Here is a 22,949-nt window from a genome sequence, read left to right on the forward strand (position 1 = left end):
CCCCCCCCCCCCCCCCCCCCCCCCCCCCCCCCCCCCCCCCCCCCCCCCCCCCCCCCCCCCCCCCCCCCCCCCTCCTTTCCTCCTTCCCCCCCCCCCCCCCCCCCCCCCCGCGTTCATAGCCATAGCGAAAGGCGCGGGCGGCGTCGACCGCCCCCCCGCGACAATGCGCGCGTCGCACGCGCCCGGGCGGGCGCCTATGGCTGCGGCCATGCCCACGCACGCCGAAAAACGCCGCCTTCCCTATGACGCGCAGGAGATGTTCGCCCTGGTCGCGGATGTCTCGCGTTACCCCGAATTCCTGCCCTGGTGCGAGGGCGCGCGGATCCGCAAACGGACCCCGACGCCGGACGGGGGCGAGGTGATCGAGGCCGACCTGATCATCGGCTTCAAGATGTTCCGCGAGACCTTCGGCTCCCGCGTGACCATCAACCGGGCCGACAGCGTGATCGACGTGAAATACCTCGACGGCCCGTTCCGCTATCTCGACAACCACTGGCGGTTCGAGGAGATCGAGCCGGGCGCCTGCATCGTCGATTTCTTCGTGGATTTCGAATTCAAGAGCATCGTGCTCCAGAAGGTCATCGGCGTGGTGTTCAACGAGGCGATGCAGCGGATCGTGCGCGCCTTCGAGGACCGCGCGGCGCAGCTTTACGGCCCGCGGAGCCTGTGAGCGGGGCGGGGGACGACGCGCCCCCCTGGCGGCGCAAGACCCCGCGCTGGGTCCTCGCGGCGTTCGCCGGCGCCGTCGTCTTCCTGGCCGGCAGCGGCAAGCTCGCCTCCATGTGCGGCGATCCTTCCTACTCGCCGCAGACCCGCATGCTGATCTGCGCCCTCGCCGATCCCGGAATGCGCATCGGGACCGCGGATCACCGCTGGGTCCGGTTCCTCGCCGACCGGGCCATGGCCGCCGAGGCCGCCGGACACCGCGAGCGGGCCTTCGAGTTGCTGGACGACGCCTGGGCCGAGGCCCGCGCCGATCAGGACTGGAAGACCCTCTGGCGCTCCGGGAAAGAGCCGCGCTACCGGCCGCTGCCGTTCCTGATGATACGCGAGCTTCACGCCGGGAACCCGGCGCTGCTGGACGCCTGGGTCGCGAAGCCGCCCCGCGGCATGGGGCCGAACACTGAAAAGCGCAAAGCCTTCGAGCTGGCGTTGCAGGCGACGCAGGAGGGGGAGGCGGCCCCGCGCTGACCCGCGCCGCCCCGGGCCCGGCGCCGCATTGCGGCGCGCCATCCCACCGACCGGACCATCGGCTTGAAATGCGCGCCGTCCGCCGCATTTCTCTGGTCATGAGCGATCGCTGAACATTCGGCTGATGACCGCCGCCGCCCCATCTCTCTCTCCGGGGCCTGCGCGGCGGTCCCGTTCGAGCCCTTCCCGCTGCGCCGACGGCTCCGTCCGTCGGCCCCCGCGCCGGCCGCCCACGGGTTGCGCCAGGGCGGCGGGGCGCGTGGGGGACGGGCCGAACGGCGCTCTGCTTACAGTCCGGGCGCGCATATGCAAACGCCGCCGCGAGGGGGAGCCCTCGCGGCGGCGTTTCGCGTCGTGCAGCCCCGGCCTCAGGCCCGGCGGCGGCGCCCCACGAGGCCCAGCGCCCCGAGGCCCAGCAGCGCCAGCGGCGCGGCGGCGGGGAGGGGGACGTCCGACGGCCCGGTCTCGCCCGGCGCGGTCACGAAGGCGCCCCAGAGCACCACGCCGCCGACGGCGGTCGCGCCCTCGAAAGTCCAGGTGAACAGGATGCTGGTGGCGTCGAGCGACCAGGTCAGGTCCCGCAGCTGCGTGTCGATGAGCGAGAAGCCCACCAGCTCCTCGCCGCCCGAGAAGTCGAGATCCGAGAGCGAGATCTGGTAGTTGGGCCCGTAGGACACGCCGGGGTTCAGCGCGTTCCAGACGAACTGGTCGGCGCCGGTCCCGGAATCGAGGTCCATGGAGAAGCCGCCGAGCGTGTAATCATCGCCGGCGCCGACGGTCACGCTGTTGGCGTCGGCGTCCTGCACCCAGGTGATGGTCGCCTGGTCTCCGGTCAGGTTGGCGGCCTGGGCGGCGAAGGGCGCGGCGGCGCAGAACAGGGCGGCGGTGAAAATCGGTCTCATCATGTCTTCAATTCCCTGGATCCCGGGGGTTACGCACGCCGCGCAGCCTAATTTCGCGGGTGATGATTTGGAAACGAAAAGACCGCCGGAAGGTCTCCCTTCCGGCGGTCCATGTCGTCGCGTCCTGTCCGATCAGCCCACGATGTCGTAGGCCCGCTCGCCATGCGCGGTGTAGTCGAGGCCCTCGATCTCGTCCTCTTCGCTGACCCGCATCGGGAAGATGAAGGACACGCCCTTGGCGATCAGGAAGGTGGTGACCAGGGTCCAGACGCCCACGGCCCCGAGGGCGATGAACTGCGGCCCGAAGGCGCCGTGGCCGAAGACGGCGATCATGATGGTGCCGAAGATGCCGCCCACGCCGTGCACCGCGAAGACGTCGAGCGTGTCGTCGACCTTCAGCACCTCTTTCATCAGGGTCACCGCGTACTGGCAGATCACGCCCGCCGCGCCGCCGATGATCAGCGCCTGCACCGGGGTGGCCCAGCCCGAGGCCGGAGTGATCGAGGCGAGGCCCGCGATGGTGCCCGTCACGAGGCCGACCATCGACGCCTTGCCGTAGCGGATCTTCTCGAGCGCCGCCCAGGACAGGGACGCGGCGGCGGCCGAGATATGGGTGACGGTCAGCGCCATCGCAGCCCCGCCATCGGCGGCGAGCTGGCTGCCCGCGTTGAAGCCGAACCAGCCGACCCACAGCATCGAGGCGCCGATCATTACATACCCTGGGTTGTGCGGGGGCTTGTGGTCGCGCCGCTCGCCCAGCATCAGCGCCAGCACCACGGCCGCGAGGCCCGCGGTCTCATGCACCACGATGCCGCCGGCGAAATCCATGGTCCCCAGCTCGGACAGCCAGCCGCCGCCCCAGATCCAGTGCGCCACCGGCGCGTAGCAGATCAGCATCCACAGCGCCGAGAAGGTCATCACGAAGGCGAAGCTGATCCGCTCGACATAGGCGCCGACGATCAGCGCCGGGGTGATGATGGCGAAGGTCATCTGGAAGGCGAAGAACAGCACCTCGGGGATGGTCCCCGAGACGGTGTCGGCGTCGACCCCCGCCAGGAACATCTTGTCGAGGCCGCCCCACCAGCCGCCCTCGGCCGGGCCGAAGGCGATCGAGTAGCCGCCGATCAGCCACAGCACCGACATCAGGCAGGCGATGGCGATGCACTGCATCAGCACCGAGAGCACGTTGCGCGAGCGCACGAGCCCCCCGTAGAAAAGCGCCAGACCCGGCAGGGTCATGAACAGGACCAGCGCCGTCGCGACGATGATCCAGGCGGTGTCCGCACCGTTCATTCCGAGAACCCCTCGTTCTTGTCCCGCGGCCGGTTGATCCGCCGCGCGTTGATTTCCCGCGCGAGGGGATAGGCGCGGGGCAGGGGATTGGAAACGCTTTTACCGTTTGGTAAACGTGTTTTTGGTGCAGATCGGCGCGATTGCATAATTTGAGCGCAGGCGGCGCCCATATCCGGGGCGCCGCCTGGTCAAATTTTGCGTGGTCAAGAATCGGGCGCCGTTCCCTCGGCCTTCGCCGCCCGCGCCGCATCGCGCAGCAGGCGCAGCGCGTGATGCACCGAGGCGCGCCGCACCTCGCCGCGCCCCAGCGCCCCGAAGCGCATGTCCTGGGTCACGGTCGCGGCCCCGCGGCGGGCGAGGCCGAAGCACACCATGCCCTCGGGTTTCAACGCCGTCCCGCCCGGCCCCGCGACGCCGGTGAGGGAGACGACCAGCCCCGCGCGGGCGTGTTTCATCGCGCCCTCGGCCATCGCCTGCGCGACCTCCTCCGACACCGCGCCATGGTCGCGGATCAGGTCCGCGGGCACGCCCAGCGCCTCCATCTTCGCCCAGTTGGAATAGGTCACGAAGCCCCGCTCGGCCACGTCCGACGACCCGGCGACGGCGGTCAGCGCGCCCATCACCAGCCCGCCGGTGCAGCTTTCGGCGGTGGCGATCCTGAGGCCCGCCTCGCGCGCGGCCTGCAGGGTCTCGGCGGCGAGCGCCTCGGTTTCCGCGTCGATCACATCAGCACCCCGTGCGAGATCACGGCGGCGATGATCACCAGGATCGCGGCGAAGACGCCCGCCACCAGGTCGTCCAGCATCACGCCCACGGCGCCGTGCATCCGGTCGGCCCGGCCCACCAGCCAGGGCTTCCAGATGTCGAACAGGCGGAAGGCGAGGAAGGCGCCGACCCAGCCCGGCCAGGCGGCGAAGAACACCATCGGGTCGGCCTCGGCGTACCAGAGGCCGATGGAGAGGGGCAGGAGGGCGATCAACTGGCCCGCCACCTCGTCGATCACGACCTCCTGCGGGTCCTCGACCATCACCTCGCGCATGTAGAGCTCGGTCGCCACGAACCCCGCGGCGATGACCAGCGACAGGCCCAGCAGCAGCGCCACCGGCCCGCCCAGCGCCTGCAGCGCCATGCCGAAACCGAGACCGGCGAGCGAGCCCACGGTGCCGGGCGCCTTGGGCGACAGCCCCGCGCCGAAGAAGGTGGCGATGGGTTTGACCAGCGGGCTGGGCCCGGGAAGCTTCACGTCGCTCATGCGGCGTCTCCTTCAAGGATGATGCAGGCGGCGGCCTGGGCGGCGATGCCCTCCTGGCGCCCGGTGAAGCCGAGCTTCTCGGACGTGGTCGCCTTCACGGACACGCGGCCGACCTCGATGCCGAGGATCCGCGCCAGCTCCGCGCGCATGGCGTCGGCATGGGGGCCGATCTTGGGCCGCTCGCAGATGATCGTCACGTCGACATTCTGGATCCGCCCGCCGCGGGCGGCGACCCGCTCGGCGGCCTTTTCGAGGAAGATGTGGCTCGCCGCGCCCTTCCACTGCATGTCCGAGGGCGGGAACCAGCGGCCGATATCGCCCTCGGCGATGGCCCCGAAAATGGCGTCGGTCAGCGCGTGCATGGCGACGTCGGCGTCCGAGTGCCCGGACAGGGTGCGGTCATGGGGAATGTCCACGCCGCAGAGGGTCACGTGATCCCCCTCGGCGAAGGCGTGGACGTCGAAACCGGTTCCGAAACGGATGTCCATGGCGGGTCCTGTGATGAGAGCCGCGGCGCGGGCGATGTCCTGCGCCGTGGTCAGCTTGAAATTCTCGGCCGCGCCCGGGGTGAGGGCGCAGCGCAGCCCGGCGGCGGCGGCCACCGCGACGTCGTCGGTCAGCGCCTGTCCCGCGGCGGCCTCGTGCGCCGCAAGGATGGGGCCGAGGCGGAAGACCTGGGGCGTCTGCGCGCGCCAGAGCCCGTCGCGGGGCACGATGTCGCCAGCGGTGACATGGGGCGCGGCGGGGCCTCCGTCACCCCCTGCGTCACTCCCTGCGTCACCGGCGACGCCGCGGCGCAGGGTGTCGACGACGGGCTCGGACGGGCAGGCGCCGTCCCAGCCCGCCTCCAGCGCCGCCAGCGCCGCGTCCACCAGCGCGATGGGTACGAAGGGGCGGGCGGCGTCGTGGATCAGCACCGGCGTCTCCGGCCCGTGGGTCTCGGCCAGGGCGGCGAGGCCGAGGCGCACGCTGTCCTGCCGCTCGGCCCCGCCGATGACGGGGGGCGCCAGGGGCAGGGCGAGGCCGGCCACGGCGCGCTCGTATTCCGCCCGGTCGTCCCTGTGAATCACCACGCAGAGCGCGCCGACCGCCGGATGCGCGGCCAGCGCCTCCAGCGTCCGGCGCAGCACCGGCGCGCCCGCCAGGTCCCGATACTGCTTCGGCCCGCCCGGCCCCGCGCGCGTGCCGCGGCCTGCGGCCACCGCCAGGGCGACGGCGGGGCGGGTCTGGGTGGTGGCGGTCATGATCTGCTCAATCCATGGGCGATGCCGGGGGACAACAGGTCGCCCGGGCGGCGCCGCACGCTATCCCCCGGGCTTGCGAGGCTCAAGCATGAGAGGTACATGAAAGCACCCGTGCACAAACCTTGACCAGACAGACCCCGATGGCCCTTCGTATAGGCGACATCGATATTCCATCCATCGCGCTGCCCGCGCCGATGGCAGGGATCACCGATCTTCCGTTCCGTCGCCTTGCGGCGCGCTTCGGCGCGCCCGTCACCGTGTCCGAGATGGTCGGCGCCCGCGAGGTGGTCACCGGCCACGCGCAGACCCGCGCCAAGGCCGAGCTCGGCGGCGGCGGGATCGAGGGCGTGCAGATCGCCGGCCGCGACCCCGAGAGCCTGGCCGAGACCGCGCGCATGGCCGCGGGCGCCGGCGCGCGCTTCATCGACATCAACATGGGCTGCCCGGCCAAGAAGGTCACCCAGGGCCTCTGCGGCTCGGCCCTGCTGCGCGAGCCTGACACCGCGCTGCGGCTGATCGAGGCGGTGGTGGCGGCGGTGGACGTGCCGGTGACGCTCAAGACCCGGCTCGGCTGGGACGAGACGCTGATGACCGCCCCCGGCCTCGCCGCCCGCGCCGAGGCCGCGGGGGTGCAGCTGATCGCCATCCATGGCCGCACCCGGCAGCAGTTCTACAAGGGCCGCGCCGACTGGTCCGCCGTGCGCCGGGTGCGCGAGGCGATCTCGGTCCCGCTGCTGGTCAATGGCGACATCCTGGACGCCGAGGACGCGCGCGCGGCGATGGCGGCCAGCGGCGCCGACGGGGTCATGATCGGCCGCGCGCAGCAGGGCGCGCCCTGGACCGTGGGCGCGATCGGCGCCGAGCTTGCCGGGCGCCCCGGCCCCGCCATTCCCACCGGCGCCGCGCTGGCGGAGCTGCTGGTCGAGCACCACGAGGCGATGCTGTCCTTCTACGGGCTCGATGTCGGCCTGCGCTGCGCGCGCAAGCACCTGTCCTGGACGCTCGAGCGCCTTCCCGGCGCCGCGCCCCTGCGCGCCGAGCTGATGACCGCGCGCGACCCGGCCGCGATCCACGCCGCGCTGCGCGCCCGCCTTCCCGATCTTCCCGCCGAAGCCCCCCGCACCGAGGGGCGAAAGGACCGCGCCGCATGAGCACCGATCCCGCCTTCGAGGCCGTCTGGAACGCGCTGCCGCAAGCCGCGCTGATCCTTGACGAAAACGACCGCTTCAGCCGCGTGAACGGCGCCGCCGAAAGCTTCCTGGGCCTCTCCGCCCGGGCGCTGGTGAAGCGCCGCGCGCCGGACGTGTTCGGCCAGTCGAGCCGGGTGATGGACCTGGTCGGCCAGGCCCGCCGCGGCGCGGGCGTCAGCGTGGGCGAGCACGGGATGGAGCTCTCGCTCCCCGACCGGCCGCCGCGGATCGTCGACCTGCATGTCTGCTCGCTGACCGACATGCCCGGCTGCGCCCTGCTGCTGATCCATCCCCAGAGCATCGCCGAGCGCATGGACCGGAGCCTCACCCACCGGGCCGCCGCGCGCTCGGTCATGGGCCTGTCGGCCATGCTGGCGCACGAGATCAAGAACCCGCTCGCGGGCATCTCCGGCGCGGCGCAGCTGCTCGAGATGCAGCTCGGCGACGGCGAGACGGAGCTGTGCGAGCTGATCCGCGAGGAGGCCGACCGGGTGGCCAAGCTCCTCGAGAAGGTCGAGCAGTTCGGCGACAACCGCCCCGCGGCGCTGGAGCCGGTGAACATCCACGACGTGCTCGACAAGGCCAAGCTCTCGGCCAAGTCCGGTTTCGGCCAGCATGTGCGCTTCGCCGAGGAATTCGACCCCTCGCTGCCCCCCACCGCGGGCGACCCGGACCAGCTGATGCAGGTGTTCCTGAACCTTCTGAAGAACGCGGCCGAGGCCGCGCCCAAGGTCGGCGGCATGATCACCATCCGCACCTCCTACCGCCCCGGCATCCGCATGGCGGCCCCGAGCGGGCGGCGCGAGAGCCTGCCGCTCCAGGTCCTGATCTCGGATAACGGGCCGGGTGTGCCGGACGCGCTGAAACGCGACATCTTCGAGCCGTTCGTCACCTCCAAGGCGACCGGCTCGGGCCTCGGCCTCGCGCTCGTGAGCAAGATCATGGCGGACCATGGCGGGGTGATCGAATGTGAGTCCGACCCCGGCTGGACCACCTTCCGCCTGCTGCTTCCGGTCTGGTCCGAACCCAAACCCGCCGCCAAGGCGAAGACCCGCAAAAAGGGAGCCACGGCATGAGCATGCCCGCATCCATCGGCGGCACCGTTCTGATCGCCGACGACGACCGCGCCATCCGCACCGTGCTGTCCCAGGCGCTGACCCGCGCGGGCTGCCGCGTGCGCTCCACCGGATCGGCCAACACCCTGTGGCGTTGGGTCGAGGAGGGCGAGGGCGACGTCGTCGTCACCGACGTGATGATGCCCGACGGCGACGCGCTGGACCTGCTGCCCGCCATCCGCCGCCGCCGCCCGGAGCTTCCGGTGATCGTGATGTCCGCCCAGAACACGGTGATGACCGCGATCCGCGCCGCCGAAGTGGGCGCCTATGAATACATGCCCAAGCCGTTCGACCTGCGCCAGGTGATCGAGCAGGTGAAGAAGGCGGTCGACAGCCTCAAGACCAACCCGGGCGCCGCCGCCGCGATCAAGGCGGACGAGGGCGCGGGGCGCGACGAGGGGCTGCCGATCATCGGCCGCTCCACCGCCATGCAGGAAGTCTACCGGATCATGGCCCGGCTGATGAACACCGACCTGACGGTGATGATCAACGGCGAGTCCGGCACGGGCAAGGAGCTGGTCGCCCGCGCGCTCCATAATTTCGGCTGGCGCAAGCAGGGCCCGTTCGTGGCCGTGAACATGGCCGCCATCCCGCGCGACCTGATCGAGAGCGAGCTTTTCGGCCACGAGAAGGGCGCCTTCACCGGCGCCACCGAGCGGGCCGTGGGCAAGTTCGAGCTGGCCAAGGGCGGCACGCTGTTCCTGGACGAGATCGGCGACATGCCCCCCGACGCCCAGACCCGCCTGCTGCGCGTGCTGCAGGAGGGGGAGTTCACCCGCATCGGCGGCCGCCAGCCCATCGCCGCCGACGTGCGCGTGGTCGCCGCCACCCACCAGGACCTGCGCGAGCTGATCGCCGACGGCAGCTTCCGCGAGGACCTGTTCTACCGCCTCAACGTCGTGCCGATCCGCCTTCCCCCGCTGCGCGAACGGGTCGAGGACGTGCCCGACCTCGCCCGCGCCTTCCTGCGCCGCGCGGCGGATGAGGGGCTGCCGAAAAAGGCGATCTCGCCCGAGGCGCTCGAGGTCCTCAAGCGCCAGACCTGGCCCGGCAACGTGCGCGAGCTGGAGAACCTGATGAAGCGCCTCGCCGCGCTCTGCGCCGACGAGGTGATCGGGGCCGACGTGGTGGAGGAGGAGCTCTCGGCCCGCCCCACCTCGGGCGCGGCGCCGGAGGGCGAGCGGGGGGCGTCGCTGGGCGCCTCCGTCGAATCGCACCTGCGGGCCTATTTCCACCTGCATGGCGACTCGCTGCCGCCGCCGGGCCTCTATGACCGGATCGTGCGCGAGGTGGAGCTGCCGCTGATCGCGCTGACCCTCTCGGCCACCCGCGGAAACCAGTTGCGCGCAGCGGAACTGCTGGGGATCAATCGCAATACCTTGCGCAAGAAGATCCGCGACCTTGACATCCCGGTCACGCGCGGCAAGAAACTGATGTAATCGCGCAACAGCAGAAGGGGCCACGCCCCATTGTCCGGCGAGAGCATCGACGTTTCGGGGTTCGTCTCCCGGCATTTACGCGGGTTGCGGTCATCCCTGTCGCAGCCCGCGCCGACGCGGCGCCTGCGCAACTGGCTGGCGCTGGCGCTGGTGGCGATCGCGCCGCTGCTGATCTGGCTGACCGTCGCGGCGCTGTCCGAGGGGCGGGCCGGGCCGTCGGGCGCGTCGATGTCCGAGCTGCGGACCATCTTCCTCGCCGATCTCGTCTACATCATCACCGCCGCGGGGCTGCTGGTCTGGCGCATGGCGGCGCTGATCTCGGCCCGCCGGGCGCAATCGGCGGGCTCGCGGCTGCACCTGCGGCTGACCGGCATCTTCGCGCTGATGGCGCTGGCGCCGACCATCGTGCTGGCGGTCTTCGCCACGCTCACCGTCTCCTTCGGCCTCGAGGGCTGGTTCTCCTCCCAGGTCGGGGCGGTGGTGCGCAACGCGCTCTCCACCGCGCAGGCCTATGAGCAGGAGCACAAGCGCGCCATCCGCGGCGAGATCCTGGCCATGGCCAACGATCTGAATCGCGCCGGGGCGCAGGGGATCAACGACGGCGCCCTGGGCGAGCTGCTGCGCGCCCAGACCCGGATCCGCGAGATCCCCGAGGCCTATGTCTTCGACAGCGGCCTGACGCTGCGCGCGCGCGGCGAATTCTCGTATCTCTTCAGCTTCGATCCGCCCTCGCCCGAGGAACTCGCCCAGGCCCGCGCCGGCGACGTGGTGATCATCGACGACGACCAGAACGACGAGATCCGGGCGCTGGTGCACCTCACCAACTTCCTCGACTACTACCTCTACGTCACCCGGCGCGTGGACGGGCAGGTGCTGCGCCTGCTGGACGAGACCGAGGCGACGGTGCAGCTCTATGAGCACCTGGAGCGCGACCGCAGCGACATCCTGCTGCGTTTCTCGGTGCTCTATATCGGCTTCGCGATGCTGGTGATCCTCGCCTCGATCTGGCTCGGGCTGTGGTTCGCCGAACGCCTGGCGCGGCCCATCGGGCGGCTCGCGGGCGCGGCGAACCGGGTCGGGGCGGGGGATCTCGACGTGCGGGTGAAGGAGGAGCGCGGCGATGACGAGATCGCCGTCCTGTCCCGCGTCTTCAACCGGATGACCGAGCAGGTGAAGGGCCAGCGCGACGCGCTGGTGGACGCCAATCTCGAGACCGAGCGCCGCCGCCGCTTCATCGAGGCGGTGCTGTCGGGCGTCACCGCCGGGGTCATGCGCCTCGACGCCGAGGGGCGGGTGTCGCTGCTGAACGCCGCCGCCGCGGACCTCCTGGGCGTCGACCCCGGGGCCGCGACGGGCGAGCGGATGGCCGCGCTGGCCCCCCTCTTCGCCCCGGCCTTCGAGCGGGCGCGCGGGCGCGGCTCGGCCGAGGACCGGGTCTCGGGCCTCGTGCACGGGCGCGAGCGGGAGTTCTTCCTGCGCATCGAGCGGATCGAGCGCGAGGCGGATGACGCGGGCGAGGAGGGCGGCGCCGCCTGGGTGGTCACCTTCGACGACCTCACCGACCTCGCCTCGGCGCAGCGCATGGCCGCCTGGGGCGACGTCGCCCGCCGCATCGCGCACGAGATCAAGAACCCGCTCACCCCGATCCAGCTCTCGGCCGAGCGGCTGAAGCGCAAGTTCGGATCGCGGCTCGAGGGCGAGGACCGCGAGCGGTTCGACCAGTACGCCGCGATGATCGTGCGCCAGGCCGGCGACATCCGCCGCATGGTGGATGAGTTCAGCCAGTTCGCCCGGATGCCCGCGCCCGAGCTCGGGGCCCATGACCTCGGGCAGATCCTGCGCGAGGCGGTGATGCTGCAGGAAGAGGCCGGGACCCCCGTGCGCTTCACCTGCGAGATCGAGGGCGAGGCGCGGAAAATTCCCGTGGACCGGGGGCTTGTCATGCAGGCTCTCACCAACCTTCTGAAGAACGCCGGCGAGGCGGTGGAGGCGCGGCTGGCCGAGACGCCGGAGCCGGCGGGCGAAGTGCGCGCCGTGCTGACCCGCGACGCGGCCGGGGAGGTGGAGGTGATCCGCATCATCGACAACGGCGTCGGCCTGCCCGCCAATAGAAGCCGGTTGCTGGAGCCCTATGTCACGACGCGGGAGAAGGGCACCGGCCTCGGCCTCGCGATCGTCAAGAAGATCGCGCAGGACCATGACGGCTCCTTCGCCATCGACGACGCCCCGCAGGAATGGGCCGAGGGGCGGCGCGGGGCGATGGCGGTGATGCGGCTGCCGGTCGGCGGGCAGCCGAAGAAACTTGCCGGAAAGACTGAAGAACATGCCTGAAGGCATTGAAAATAATATGAAGGTGCGAGCAAATGGTTGACATCCTTGTGGTCGATGACGAGCCGGACATCCGCGAGCTCCTGACCGACATCCTGGAGGATGAGGGCTATTCGACCCGCCAGGCCTCGGATGCCGACGGCGCCTTCGCGGCGGTCGAGGCCGCCGCCCCGGACCTCATCATCCTCGACATCTGGCTGCAGGGCAGCCGCATGGACGGGATCGAGATCCTGCGCCGGGTCAAGGCCAACCAGCCCGACATTCCCGTGGTCATCATTTCGGGCCATGGCAACGTGGAGATCGCCGTCGCCGCGGTGAAGCAGGGCGCCTATGACTTCATCGAAAAACCCTTCAATATCGACCAGTTGATGATGGTGGTTTCGCGCGCGCTCGAAGCCAGCCGCCTGCGGCGGGAGAATACCGAGCTGCGCCGCACCGAGGCCCAGGCGGCCGAGATCGTCGGCGCCTCGCACGCCGTCGCCGCGCTGCGCGGCAAGCTCGACCGCGTGGCGCGGACCGGGTCGCGCGTCCTGCTCTCCGGCCCCGCCGGCTCGGGCAAGGAGGTCGCGGCGCGCTATATCCACGAGAATTCGGACCGCGCCGAGCGGCCCTTCATCGTGGTCAACGCCGCCACCATCACCCCCGACCTGATGGAAGAGACCCTGTTCGGGCGCGAACACGATGACGGGCGCACCGCGCCCGGCTGTTTCGAGCGCGCCCATGGCGGCACGCTCTTCATCGACGAGGTGGCGGAGATGCCCGCCGCCACCCAGTCCAAGATCCTCCGGGTCCTCGTCGACCAGCGCTTCCAGCGGCTTGGCGGCGCGGACACGATGAAGGTCGATGTGCGGGTGATCTCGGCCACGAGGGCCGACCTCGAAGCCCTTATTCGCGAAGGGAAATTCCGCGAGGACCTCTATCACCGCCTCTCGGTCGTCCCGCTCGAGACCCCGCCGCTGGCGGCCCGGCGAGAGGATATCCCGGCGCTGGCGGATCATTTCCTGGAAAAGCTCTCGATCGCCGAGGGACTGCCGCGCCGCTCGCTCTCCGACGAAGCGATCGCGCTGCTGCAGACCCAGGAATGGCCCGGCAACGTGCGCCAGCTGCGCAACATGATGGAGCAGGTGCTGATCCTGTCCCCCGGCGCGGGCGAGATCGCGGCGGACGAGCTGCCCTTCTCGGGGCAGCCCTCGGGCGAGGACGGGGACGGGCCGCGGCTTTCGGCGCTGATGGCCTCGATGCCGCTGCGCGAGGCGCGCGAGCTGTTCGAGCGCGACTACCTGATCGCCCAGATCAACCGCTTCGGCGGCAACATCTCCAAGACCGCGAACTTCGTCGGCATGGAACGCTCGGCGCTGCACCGCAAGCTGAAGAGCCTCGGGGTGGTCACCACCACCCGCGGCGGCGCGCGGGTCGCCGTGGCGGGCGAGGAAGACGAGGAATGAGGGCCGCGCCGGACGTCGCGTCCGGCGCGAACATCCCGCCGTATCTTACTGCGCCTGGATGTTTTTCGGGGCAGGGGGCAGCTTGCCCTTGCACGGTCCGAACGCCGTGAGGATGGTGCGCGCGCCGTCGAGCGGGAACTGCCCGATCCGCTGGCCGCGCGCGTCGTGGACATAGAGCGTCCGGCCGTCGGCCAGCGCCCGGATCAGGGCGCGCTTGGCCTCGGAGGCGTCGTCGACCGGGAAGGTCGCCGCGCCGTTGATCATCCGCCCCACCATGCCGCGGTTCTCGCCCGCGTCGATGCGCAGGATGATGCGCAGCTCGGCGTTGTTCTCCACCTCGGCCAGCTCGGGGCCGAGGAAGCGGAACATGCTCAGCCCCACATTGAAGGACATGTACTCGAACACCTGCTGCTGCGGGTTGCCCACCCCGGCGAAGCAGGAGGCGACGTTGTTCTCCATCCGCCGCAGGCCCAGCACCCAGGACCCGTCCTTGCGCAGCGGGTAGACCCCCGGCTCGGTCGGCAGCGCCTGGCGGTTCTTGGCCAGCGGCCCCTGCGCGCGCGGGGTCTGCGCCCCGGCGGGGGTTGCGGCCAGCAGCGCCGGGGCGGACAGCGCGGCGGCGACCAGCGCGGCGGTGAAAATGGATCTGGTGCTCATGTCGCTTGACGCTCCCTCGACGCTCGACCGTCCCGGGCCCCGGCGCGGCCATTCCGGCGCGCGCGGTCCCGGGCGGGCGGGGCGCAGCATAGCGGCGCGGGCGGCCGCGGGGAACCGGCGGGGGCGCGGCGCGCCGCCCATTTGACCGCGGCGCGGCGACGCTCCATAGTCCGGGCTTCAAGGGCGCGAGGGCGCCCGGCAGTCAAGGGAGCCTCCCGGCCCGCAAGGCGATCGGGAGCGCACGCGACATGAAGATCATCATCTGCGGCGCGGGGCAGGTCGGCTCCCAGATCGCGCGGCATCTTTCCAGCGAAAACAACGACGTGACCATCGTGGACCAGGACCCGGCCCTGGTTCGGCGGGTCACCGACAGCTACGACGTCTCGGGCGTCACCGGCTTCGCGTCCCATCCCGACGTGCTGGAGCGCGCGGGGGCCGAGGACGCGGACATGCTGATCGCCGCGACCTTCGCGGACGAGGTGAACATGGTGGCGTGCCAGGTGGCGCACTCGGTGTTCTCGGTGCCGCAGAAGATCGCCCGCGTGCGCGCGCAATCCTACCTGGCCCCGGCCTGGTCGGACCTGTTCCGGCGCGACCACATGCCGATCGACGTGATCATCTCGCCCGAGCTCGAGGTCGCGCGCGTCGCCCTGCGCCGCCTGCGCAGCCCCGAGGCGTTCGATTCCGAGAATTTCCTCGATGAGAAGGTGAGCCTGGTCGGACTGTCGCTGACCGATGAGTGCCCGGTGCTGAACACGCCGCTGCGCCAGCTCTCCGAGCTGTTCTCGACCCTGCGCGCCATCGTGGTGGCGTATCGGCGCGACGGGGTGCTGCACACGGCCTCGGCCGACGACCAGCTGCTGGCGGGCGACTCGATCTATCTCGTGGCGCTGAAGGAGGATGTCGCGCGCGCGGTGCAGCTGTTCGGGCGCAAGTCCGAGCCGGCGGCGCGGGTGGTGATCGTCGGCGCCGGCAACGTGGGCCTCTCGGTCGCGCGGATGCTGGAGAAGGACCCGGCCCGCCCGCGGGTGAAGATGGTGGAGCGCGACCGGCGCAAGGCCGAGGCGGCGGCGGAGACGCTGAACCGCACCATCGTGCTGCTGGGCGACGGCATGGACCCGATCCTGCAGGAAGAGGCGAATATCCGCGACGCCGACGCGATCCTGTCGCTGACCGATGACGACAAGTCCAACCTTCTGTCCGCCGCGCGCGGCAAGGCCGCGGGCTGCCGCGTCGCCATCGCGCTGACCAACGACCCGGGGTATGGCGAGCTTGGCGAGCGGCTCGGGCTCGACGCGCTGATCGTGCCGCGGGCGACCACGGTGTCCTCGATCCTGCGCCACGTGCGCCGGGGCAAGGTGCGCGCGGTCTACGCCGTCGGCGACCAGGAGGCGGAGGTGATCGAGGCGCAGGTCCTCGCCACCTCGCCCATCGCCGGCAAGCGGCTGCGCGACGCCAGTTTCCCCGAGGAGGCCGTGGTCGGCGCGGTGCTGCGCCAGAACGGGACCGTCGAGATGCCCTCGGGCGACCTGGTGATCCACGAGGGCGACCGGGTGGTCGTGTTCTCGGAGCGCCGCGTGGTGCGGCAGGTCGAGCAGCTGTTCCGCGTGTCGGTCGAGTTCTTCTGAGCCATGCGGTTCCGGGGCGTCCCGCTCATCCTGTGGTTCATCGGCGCGCTCGGCGCGCTGATGCTGGTCCCGGCGCTGTTCGCGGCGGTGGAGCGGGACTGGGCGGCGGCGCGCATGTTCCTCTACTCGGGCATCTTCACCCTCGCCGCCTGCGCCATCGTCGGGGTGGCCATGCGCCGCCCGTCGCGCGAATTCGCCGCCGCGCGGGGCGAGCTTCTGACCTTCGCGGGGGTGTTCGCGCTCGCCCCCGTCGCCGCCGCGATCCCGATGGCGCTGGCGCATCCGCCGCTGGGCGCCTTCGCGGCCTATTTCGAGGCGGTCTCCTCCCTCACCACCACCGGCGCGACGATGATCCCGCGCCCCGAGGCGGCCCCGCCCGCGCTGCACCTGTGGCGCGCGATGCTGGGCTGGATCGGCGGGCTGGCGACGCTGGTCGCCGTGGCCGCGGTGCTGGTCCCGCGCGGGCTGGTGGAGATGCCGGACGGCCCGACCCCCGATGACGGGCGCACGCCGGGATCCGGCGCGCGGCTGATCGCGCTCGACCGCGGCGACGCGCGGGTGCGCCGGGCGCTGGGGCGAATCGCGCCGCTCTATGCCGGGCTGACGCTGCTGCTGACGGTGCTGCTGCTGGCGGGGGCAGGGGGCGGCGAGGGGTTCCTCGCGCTCAGCCACGCGATGGGCGTGATCTCCACCAGCGGCATCACCGCGGCCTCGTCCGAGATGGGGCTCGGCGGCCGCTGGGCCGAGGCGGCGGCGCTCGTATTCATGGTGCTGGGGGCCAGCCGGCTGCCCTGGCGGCGGGGCCAGCGGGGGGTGCCCGCGCTCGAAGCCGCGCGCGCGGACCCGGAGCTGCGGCTGCTGGGGCTGACGGTGCTGATGGCGACCGCCTGGCTGTTCGGGCGGCACTGGATCGGCGCGCTGGAGCTGTCGGGCGGCGAGGAGGAGGGCATCGGCGCCGCGCTCGCCGCGCTCTGGGGCACGGTGGCGACGGTGGTCAGCTTCGCCACCACCACGGGCTATGTCTCGGCCGACTGGGTCGGGGCGCAGAACTGGTCGGGGCTCGACACCCCGACGCTGCTGCTGCTGGGGCTCGCCGGGCTCGGCGGCGGCGTCGCCTCCACCGCGGGGGGCGTGAAGCTGTTCCGGGCCTTCGCGCTGTTCCAGCACGCCCGGGTGGAGCTGACGCATCGCGCCCATCCCCATGCGGTCGAGCGCCCGCGACGGCCCGGCGGGCGGCTGGCGAATGAAACCGTGACCAACGCGCTGGTGTTCACGATGTTGTTCCTCGCCGCGCTGTCGGTCGCGCTGACGGCGCTGACCATGACCGGCATGTCCTTCGACCGGGCGCTGACCGCGGCCATCGCGGCGCTGGCCAATACCGGCCCCGCCTTCCCGCTGGTGACCGGAGATCCGGCGGCCTACGCCAAGCTGAACGACGGCGCGCTGGGGGTGCTCTGCGCCGTCATGGTGCTGGGCCGGATCGAGGTGCTGGCCTTGATCGCATTGGCGAATCCGACCTGGTGGCGCAGGTGACGCAAGCGCGCGGGGCGCATTTCGCACTTGCAGCATAAGCATGGGGCGTGCAATTCTGCCCCCGTCGGTCCGTGTGCGATCCGACAACAACTTTCCTTGCCCGGGGCGCCCCCCCCGCATCCGGGCCAATAACACCGGGGCCGAACCATGGCTGGCGACAAGCAGAACCTTCAGGACGCATTCCTCAATCACATCCGCAAGAACAAGATCGCCGTCACGATTTTCCTCGTGAACGGGGTCAAGCTGCAGGGCGTGGTGACCTGGTTCGACAATTTCTGCGTGCTGCTGCGCCGGGACGGGCAGTCCCAGCTGGTCTACAAGCACGCGATCTCCACCGTGATGCCGTCCCAGCCGATCAACCTTTACGACGGCGAGGATTGAGATTATCTGGCGCGCATGACAACGCGCGTCCTCGTCCTTCACCCCGATCTGAAATCCCGCGGCGCCAGGGGCGCGCGCGATGACGGCGCGCTTCTGCGCGACGCCCATGGCAAGCTGGAGGAAGCCTCCGGCCTGACCGCCGCCTTGCCGGGGCTGGAGGTCGCGGACGCCATGGTCGTCCGCGTCGCCGCCCCCAACCCGGGCCACCTGTTCGGCTCGGGCAAGGTCGAAGAGCTGAAAGCCCGCATCGCCGCCGAGGATGTCGGGCTGGTGATCATCGACGGCCCGGTCAGCCCGATCCAGCAGCGCAACCTCGAGAAAGCCTGGGACTGCAAGATCCTGGACCGCACGGGCCTGATCCTCGAGATCTTCGGCGACCGGGCCCGCACGCGCGAGGGCGTGCTGCAGGTGGAACTCGCCCACCTGCACTACGCCAAGTCGCGCCTCGTGCGGTCCTGGACCCACCTCGAGCGCCAGCGCGGCGGGCTCGGCTTCGTCGGCGGCCCGGGCGAGACGCAGATCGAGGCGGACCGCCGCGCGATCAACGAGAAGATCGCCAAGATCGAGAAGAAGCTGGAATCGGTGGTCAAGACGCGGACCCTGCACCGGGCCTCGCGGCGCAAGATCCCCTATCCGATCGTGGCCCTCGTCGGTTACACCAACGCCGGGAAATCCACGCTTTTCAACTACATGACCGAAGCGGACGTGATGGCGAAGGACATGCTCTTCGCCACGCTCGACCCGACCATGCGCGGCCTCACGCTGCCCTCGGGGCGCAAGGTGATCCTGTCGGACACCGTCGGCTTCATCTCGGACCTGCCCACCCAGCTCGTCGCCGCCTTCCGCGCGACGCTGGAGGAGGTGCTGGAGGCCGACCTGATCCTGCACGTGCGCGACGTCAGCCACGCCGATGCCGACGCGCAGAAGGCGGACGTGCTCTCGGTGCTCGGGCAGCTCGGCGTCGATGAGCGCGGCCGCGAGGCGATGATCGAGGTGCGCAACAAGATCGACCTGATGCCCGAAGAGGCGCGGCTGGCGATCCTGAACGAGACCGGGCGCGCCTCGGACGCGGGCGCGGTCTCGGCCGTGACCGGCGAGGGGGTCGAGGAGCTGGTGTCGATGATCGACGCGCGCCTCGGGGCCGAAGAGGTGGTGCGCCGGATGCGCCTGCCGCTGCAGGCGGGCGAGGGCCTGGCCTGGCTGCGGGCCCGCTGCACGATCCTCGACATGCGCCAGGACGACAAGGGATTCTGGCTGGCGCTGCGCGGCTCGCCCGAGGATTTCGGCCGCTTCGACAAGCGTTTCGCGGGCGTCGCCGACATCCTGTTCGAACAGCGCCCCCAGCCCGTGGCGGTGGAGGAGCCCGAGGAACCCGGCGGCTGGCAGCCCTGAGCCGCCGCCGCCGGACCCCGCCGGGCGCGCTTCAGATCAGCACCACCGGGCGGCCCGAGACCCGGGCCACCTCGGCCCCGGCGCCGAACACGTCGCGCAGCAGGGCAGGGGTGACGGCCGCGTCCGGCGGCCCGTCCACGGCGATGCGCCCGTCCTTCATCGCGATCACCCGGTCGGCATAGGCGGCGGCGGCGTTGATGTCGTGCATGACCACGACCACCGTCTTGCCATCCTCCTGCGCCAGGCGCCGCAGCTCCTGCATCAGCGACCGCGCGGCGGCGATGTCGAGATTGTTCAACGGCTCGTCCAGCAGCAGCACGTCGGTGGACTGCGCGAAGCTCATCGCCACGAAGGCCCGCTGGCGCTGACCGCCCGAGAGCGTGTCGAGGAACCGGTCCTGCAGGCCCGCGAGGTCGAACCGCGCGATGGCCGCCTCGACCGCCGCGCGGTCCTCGGGGCCCGGGCGGCCGCGCGACCACGGGTGGCGGCCGAAACCCACCAGCTCGCGCACCGTGACCCGGGCCGAGACCTCGGCCGATTGCGGCATGATGGCGAGGCGCCGGGCCACGTCGCGGTCCGGCGCGCGCCCGATCTCCAGCCCCCCGACGGTGATCCGCCCCGCCTGCAGCGGCGCCAGCCGCGCCACCAGCGACAGCAGAGTCGACTTGCCCGCGCCGTTCGGCCCGATCAGCGCCGTAAGGCCGCCCGCGGGAATGCTCAGGTCGATCCCGTGCAGGATCGGCGCGCCGCCGACCTGGTGGCGCACGCCCTCGATCTCGATCATTTCAGGCGTCCTTTCACCAGAAGCCACAGGAAGATGCCGCCGCCGATCACCTCGATCACCGCGGTGACGGGGGTGGCGAGGGCGAAGATCCGCTCCATCGCCAGTTGCCCGGCGACCAGCAGCAGCGCGCCCGAGAGCGCCGCCGCGGGCAGCAGCAGCGCGTGGCGGGCCGAGGGCAGGACCGCGTGGACGAAGGCCGAGACGACGAGTCCGAAGAAGGCCGACGGCCCCGACATGCCGCCCGAGAGCGGCCCGACCAGCGCGGTCGCCGCCGCCGTCAGCACGCAGGTCAGCGCCAGCGCCATGCGGCGCAGGGGGGCCGGCGGCTCGCCCAGGCCCGCCGCCGTCACCGGCCCCAGCGCCAGCACGTCGAGCCGCCGCCGCAGCGCCCAGGCGGCGGCGAAGGCGGGCAGGCAGGCGGCGGAGGAGGCGGCCAGCAGCGCCGTGTCGGCCTGCGTGAACCGCGCGAAGCTCAGCGCCTGCACGATCTGGAAATCCGCTGGATCGATCATGCGTTGCAGGAAGTTGGTGAGCGCGCGGATGAGGATCCCCAGCACCACGCCCGCCAGCACCAGCCGGACCAGGTCCTCGCCCGTCCGGCGCAGCAGCAGCCCGAACAGCAGCATCCCCAGCAGCGTCATCGCCCCGAGGTTCAGCGCGAACACCAGCGCCGGCGGCAGCGCCGAGAACCCCGCGCCGCCAAGCGCCGAGACCAGCGCCGTCAGCGTGAACACGTAAAGCGCGTCGAACCCCAGCGCCGAGGGCGTCAGGATCCGCGCCCCCGCGGCGGTCTGGAACAGGATCGTGGCGACCGAGATCGCCGCCCCGACCAGCGCCAGCTGCGCCAGTTTCGCGGCCCGGAACGGCAGCAGGAAGGCCCAGGCGCCCTCGGCCCCGATCAGCATGTAGCCCGCGCCCGCGACGCCCAGCAGCGCCGCAAGGATCAGCAGAACCCGCGCCCCGGGGGCGATGCGCGGGGGGCGGGGCGCGGCGGCGGCGGCGGTCATCGACAGCTCAGCCACGGGTCGGCCCCCGCAGCAGCACGGCGAGGAACAGCGCCCCCCCGAGCACGCCTGCAAGAACCGCCACCGGCACCTCGTACGGCGCGCGGATCACCCGCCCGAGGATGTCGGCGCCCAGCACCAGCCCCGCGCCCAGCAGCGCCGTCACCGGCAGCGCCCGGCGCAGGTCGTCGCCCATCCAGCGCGACACCAGGTTCGGCGCCACCAGCCCGATGAAGGGGATCGCGCCGACCGTCGTCACCGTCACCGCCGTCACCAGCGCCGTGGCCCCGAGCCCCAGCGCCCGCGCCCGCGCCACGTTCAGCCCGAGGCCCCGCGCCGTGGTCTCGCCCAGCCCCAGCAGCGTCAGCCGGTCGGCGGCGAACCAGGCCGCGACGGTCGCGCCGCCGGCGAGCCAGAGAAGCTCATACCGACCCTCAAGAACGCCCGATAACTCTCCGGTCAGCCACGTATCCACGAATTGCATCATGTCGGCCTGGAAGGCGACGAACGCCGTCGCCGCGCCGATGGCGCCGCCATAGACCAGCGCCGTCAGCGGCGCCAGCAGCGGCTGCGTCGGGGGCAGGGGCCGCAGCAGCGCCATCAGCCCCAGCGCGCCCGCCAGCGCCGCCAGCGACGCGATCCCCATCTTCACCCAGAGCGGCGCGGCGGGAAAAACCATCGCCGCCAGCAGGATGCCGAGCGCCGCGCTCTGGCCCGCGCCCGCGGTCATCGGCTCGACGAAGCGCGAGCGGGCGAGGATCTGCATGATCTGCCCAGAGACCGCCAGCGCCGCCCCGGCCAGCAGCGCCGCCGCGGTGCGCGGGATGCGGCTGACCAGCAGCAGCTCTCCCGCCGCCGGGTCGCGCCACAGGTCCGCGGGGCCCAGCGGAATGCGCCCGATGAACAGCGACGCCGCCGCCATGAGCAGCACGCCGAGCCCGCCAAGCAGCAGCCAGGGCGCGCCCGCGGCCGGAGCGCCTGCCGCGCGCATCACGCGCCTTCGCCGAGCGCGGCGATCAGCTCGTCCAGCGTGCGCGACAGCGCCTGCACGCCGCCCGAGGCGATGTACATCTCGGCCGGGGACAGGAAGATCACCCGGCCCGTGCGCCAGGCCGCGGTCCCGCGCACCAGAGGGTTGTCGAGCGTCGCCCGCGCGCCCTCGGCCGAGGCGCCGATGGCCGCGGCGCGATCGATGACGATCAGCGTGTCGGGATCGGCCTGGGCGATGTATTCGAAGCTGATCGCCTCGCCATGGCGGCCCGACTGGATCTCGGGCGCGGCCTGGGGCCAGCCGAGGGCGCTGTGCAGCCAGCCGAAGCGGCTCTCGGCCCCGAAGGCCGAGACGCGCGGGCCGTTGGTCAGCACGATCAGCGCGCGGCCCGCATCAGCGGCCAGCGCCCGGGCGCGCTCCAGCTTCGCCTCGAGCGCGGCGCGCAGGGCGTCGGCCTTGTCCTCTTCGCCCAGCAGCACGCCATAGGCCGAGAGCCGCGCCAGCCCCTCGGCCAGCACGTCGGTCCCGAAGGTCATGTCCGCCACGGGCGCGATCCCGGCCAGCGGCGCCGCGCGGGCGGCGGAGCGGCCGCCGGTGATGACCAGGTCGGGGCGCAGCGCGGCGATGCGTTCGAAATCGGGCTCGAACAGCGTGCCGGCCTGGGTGGCTTCGGCCAGCGCTTCGTCCATCCAGGGCGTGTGCATCGGCGCGGGAACGCCGACCGGGACATGGCCGAGCGCCAGCAGCGTGTCGACCGCGGCGGCGTCGAGCGCGACGATCCTTTCAGGGCGGGACTCGAGCGTCAGCGGCCCGGCCGCGGTCTGGATCACCCGCGGGCCGTCCTGCGGCGCGGCCCCGGCGGCGGGCGCGGCGAGGGTGAGGCAGGCGGCGGCGAGAAGGGCGCGAATGGCTGGCATGGGGGGCTCCGGGGGTCCGGGCGTCGCGGCCCCGGGGGGCGGGTTTGCGGCGACGCATAAAAGTTGACTGTTTCTGTCGGTAACTCCGAAGCGGCCGCAGGGTCAACGGCTTGCTCGACGGAAAAAGTCAGGTATTCGTGAGGCGCATGGCCCGGCGCGGCGCTCCCATGGCGCGGCGGAGCTTCCCGACAGGCCCGGCTTGCGCCAGGATGCGCCGCGCAAACCCCGTCCGATCCCGGATCCCCCAATGGATCAACGGGTTG

At 71.8% G+C, this 22,949-nt stretch carries 21 protein-coding genes; 11 read left to right on the forward strand and 10 right to left on the reverse strand.

What is annotated here, in order from left to right:
- Nucleotides 1–208: 208 nt before the first annotated feature.
- Nucleotides 209–670 carry a type II toxin-antitoxin system RatA family toxin gene (locus ACQ5SO_RS05480; RefSeq protein ID WP_430940572.1) on the forward strand — a complete coding sequence of 154 codons (462 nt, stop codon included), beginning with the start codon at nt 209–211 and terminating at the stop codon, nt 668–670.
- The gene (locus tag ACQ5SO_RS05485; RefSeq protein WP_430940573.1) at nt 667–1,191 is read left to right on the forward strand and encodes a hypothetical protein; all 525 of its coding nucleotides are present in this window, start codon (nt 667–669) and stop codon (nt 1,189–1,191) included. Before ACQ5SO_RS05480 ends, ACQ5SO_RS05485 begins: the two co-directional genes overlap by 4 nt.
- Before the next feature lie 368 nt (nt 1,192–1,559).
- Here ACQ5SO_RS05485 and ACQ5SO_RS05490 read toward each other — a convergent pair whose 3' ends face one another.
- The 5 genes from ACQ5SO_RS05490 to ACQ5SO_RS05510 all read right to left on the reverse strand — a co-directional run bounded on the left by ACQ5SO_RS05490 (nt 1,560) and on the right by ACQ5SO_RS05510 (nt 5,882).
- Entirely contained in the window at nt 1,560–2,096 is a 537-nt protein-coding gene (locus tag ACQ5SO_RS05490) for a PEP-CTERM sorting domain-containing protein (RefSeq protein ID WP_430940574.1), read from the reverse strand.
- A 129-nt stretch (nt 2,097–2,225) separates the two neighbouring features.
- Nucleotides 2,226–3,386, reverse strand: coding sequence for an ammonium transporter (locus ACQ5SO_RS05495; protein WP_430940575.1), 1,161 nt, complete (start codon nt 3,384–3,386; stop codon nt 2,226–2,228).
- A 203-nt stretch (nt 3,387–3,589) separates the two neighbouring features.
- Nucleotides 3,590–4,111, reverse strand: a complete 522-nt coding sequence (locus ACQ5SO_RS05500) for a CinA family protein (protein WP_430940576.1) — start codon at nt 4,109–4,111, stop codon at nt 3,590–3,592.
- Entirely contained in the window at nt 4,108–4,638 is a 531-nt protein-coding gene (locus ACQ5SO_RS05505; protein WP_430940577.1) for a phosphatidylglycerophosphatase A family protein, read from the reverse strand. The genes ACQ5SO_RS05500 and ACQ5SO_RS05505 overlap by 4 nt, the downstream gene beginning before the upstream one ends.
- Nucleotides 4,635–5,882, reverse strand: a complete 1,248-nt coding sequence (locus ACQ5SO_RS05510; RefSeq protein ID WP_430940578.1) for a bifunctional 2-C-methyl-D-erythritol 4-phosphate cytidylyltransferase/2-C-methyl-D-erythritol 2,4-cyclodiphosphate synthase — start codon at nt 5,880–5,882, stop codon at nt 4,635–4,637. Before ACQ5SO_RS05510 ends, ACQ5SO_RS05505 begins: the two co-directional genes overlap by 4 nt.
- A 140-nt stretch (nt 5,883–6,022) precedes the next feature.
- On the opposite strand from ACQ5SO_RS05510, the gene dusB reads away from it, so the two are divergent.
- From dusB to ACQ5SO_RS05535, 5 genes are all read left to right on the forward strand, one after another.
- On the forward strand, nt 6,023–7,033 hold the full coding sequence (gene dusB, locus ACQ5SO_RS05515) for a tRNA dihydrouridine synthase DusB (RefSeq protein ID WP_430940579.1): 1,011 nt from the start codon (nt 6,023–6,025) through the stop codon (nt 7,031–7,033).
- Nucleotides 7,030–8,148, forward strand: coding sequence for a two-component system sensor histidine kinase NtrB (locus tag ACQ5SO_RS05520; RefSeq protein ID WP_430940580.1), 1,119 nt, complete (start codon nt 7,030–7,032; stop codon nt 8,146–8,148). Before dusB ends, ACQ5SO_RS05520 begins: the two co-directional genes overlap by 4 nt.
- Nucleotides 8,145–9,626, forward strand: coding sequence for a nitrogen regulation protein NR(I) (ntrC, locus tag ACQ5SO_RS05525; protein WP_430940581.1), 1,482 nt, complete (start codon nt 8,145–8,147; stop codon nt 9,624–9,626). Before ACQ5SO_RS05520 ends, ntrC begins: the two co-directional genes overlap by 4 nt.
- Nucleotides 9,627–9,710: 84 nt before the next feature.
- Nucleotides 9,711–11,957, forward strand: a complete 2,247-nt coding sequence (locus ACQ5SO_RS05530) for an ATP-binding protein (protein WP_430940582.1) — start codon at nt 9,711–9,713, stop codon at nt 11,955–11,957.
- A 32-nt stretch (nt 11,958–11,989) separates the two neighbouring features.
- On the forward strand, nt 11,990–13,399 hold the full coding sequence (locus tag ACQ5SO_RS05535; protein ID WP_430940583.1) for a sigma-54-dependent transcriptional regulator: 1,410 nt from the start codon (nt 11,990–11,992) through the stop codon (nt 13,397–13,399).
- A gap of 45 nt (nt 13,400–13,444) precedes the next feature.
- Here ACQ5SO_RS05535 and ACQ5SO_RS05540 read toward each other — a convergent pair whose 3' ends face one another.
- A complete protein-coding gene (locus tag ACQ5SO_RS05540) occupies nt 13,445–14,056 on the reverse strand; it encodes a hypothetical protein (protein ID WP_430940584.1) in 612 nt (203 codons plus the stop codon).
- A gap of 248 nt (nt 14,057–14,304) precedes the next feature.
- On the opposite strand from ACQ5SO_RS05540, the gene trkA reads away from it, so the two are divergent.
- The 4 genes from trkA to hflX all read left to right on the forward strand — a co-directional run bounded on the left by trkA (nt 14,305) and on the right by hflX (nt 18,990).
- The gene (trkA, locus tag ACQ5SO_RS05545) at nt 14,305–15,684 is read left to right on the forward strand and encodes a Trk system potassium transporter TrkA (RefSeq protein ID WP_430940585.1); all 1,380 of its coding nucleotides are present in this window, start codon (nt 14,305–14,307) and stop codon (nt 15,682–15,684) included.
- A gap of 3 nt (nt 15,685–15,687) precedes the next feature.
- The gene (locus ACQ5SO_RS05550) at nt 15,688–17,217 is read left to right on the forward strand and encodes a potassium transporter TrkG (RefSeq protein ID WP_430940586.1); all 1,530 of its coding nucleotides are present in this window, start codon (nt 15,688–15,690) and stop codon (nt 17,215–17,217) included.
- A gap of 147 nt (nt 17,218–17,364) precedes the next feature.
- Nucleotides 17,365–17,598 (forward strand): RNA chaperone Hfq, encoded by a 234-nt coding sequence (gene hfq, locus ACQ5SO_RS05555; RefSeq protein ID WP_430940587.1) that lies wholly within the window; start codon nt 17,365–17,367, stop codon nt 17,596–17,598.
- A gap of 15 nt (nt 17,599–17,613) precedes the next feature.
- A complete protein-coding gene (hflX, locus tag ACQ5SO_RS05560; protein ID WP_430940588.1) occupies nt 17,614–18,990 on the forward strand; it encodes a GTPase HflX in 1,377 nt (458 codons plus the stop codon).
- Between the two features lie 31 nt (nt 18,991–19,021).
- Here hflX and ACQ5SO_RS05565 read toward each other — a convergent pair whose 3' ends face one another.
- From ACQ5SO_RS05565 to ACQ5SO_RS05580, 4 genes are read right to left on the reverse strand one after another with little or no spacing between them, the layout of a single operon-like run.
- On the reverse strand, nt 19,022–19,774 hold the full coding sequence (locus tag ACQ5SO_RS05565) for an ABC transporter ATP-binding protein (RefSeq protein WP_430940589.1): 753 nt from the start codon (nt 19,772–19,774) through the stop codon (nt 19,022–19,024).
- The gene (locus ACQ5SO_RS05570; protein ID WP_430940590.1) at nt 19,771–20,796 is read right to left on the reverse strand and encodes an iron chelate uptake ABC transporter family permease subunit; all 1,026 of its coding nucleotides are present in this window, start codon (nt 20,794–20,796) and stop codon (nt 19,771–19,773) included. Before ACQ5SO_RS05570 ends, ACQ5SO_RS05565 begins: the two co-directional genes overlap by 4 nt.
- Nucleotides 20,789–21,769 carry an iron chelate uptake ABC transporter family permease subunit gene (locus tag ACQ5SO_RS05575; RefSeq protein ID WP_430940591.1) on the reverse strand — a complete coding sequence of 327 codons (981 nt, stop codon included), beginning with the start codon at nt 21,767–21,769 and terminating at the stop codon, nt 20,789–20,791. Before ACQ5SO_RS05575 ends, ACQ5SO_RS05570 begins: the two co-directional genes overlap by 8 nt.
- Complete coding sequence (locus ACQ5SO_RS05580) at nt 21,769–22,686, reverse strand: siderophore ABC transporter substrate-binding protein (RefSeq protein WP_430940592.1); 918 nt, start codon at nt 22,684–22,686, stop codon at nt 21,769–21,771. The genes ACQ5SO_RS05575 and ACQ5SO_RS05580 overlap by 1 nt, the downstream gene beginning before the upstream one ends.
- Nucleotides 22,687–22,949: the final 263 nt, after the last annotated feature.

The sequence above is a fragment of the Rhodovulum sp. DZ06 genome (assembly GCF_050586345.1).
Taxonomy (GTDB): domain Bacteria; phylum Pseudomonadota; class Alphaproteobacteria; order Rhodobacterales; family Rhodobacteraceae; genus JBOCEF01.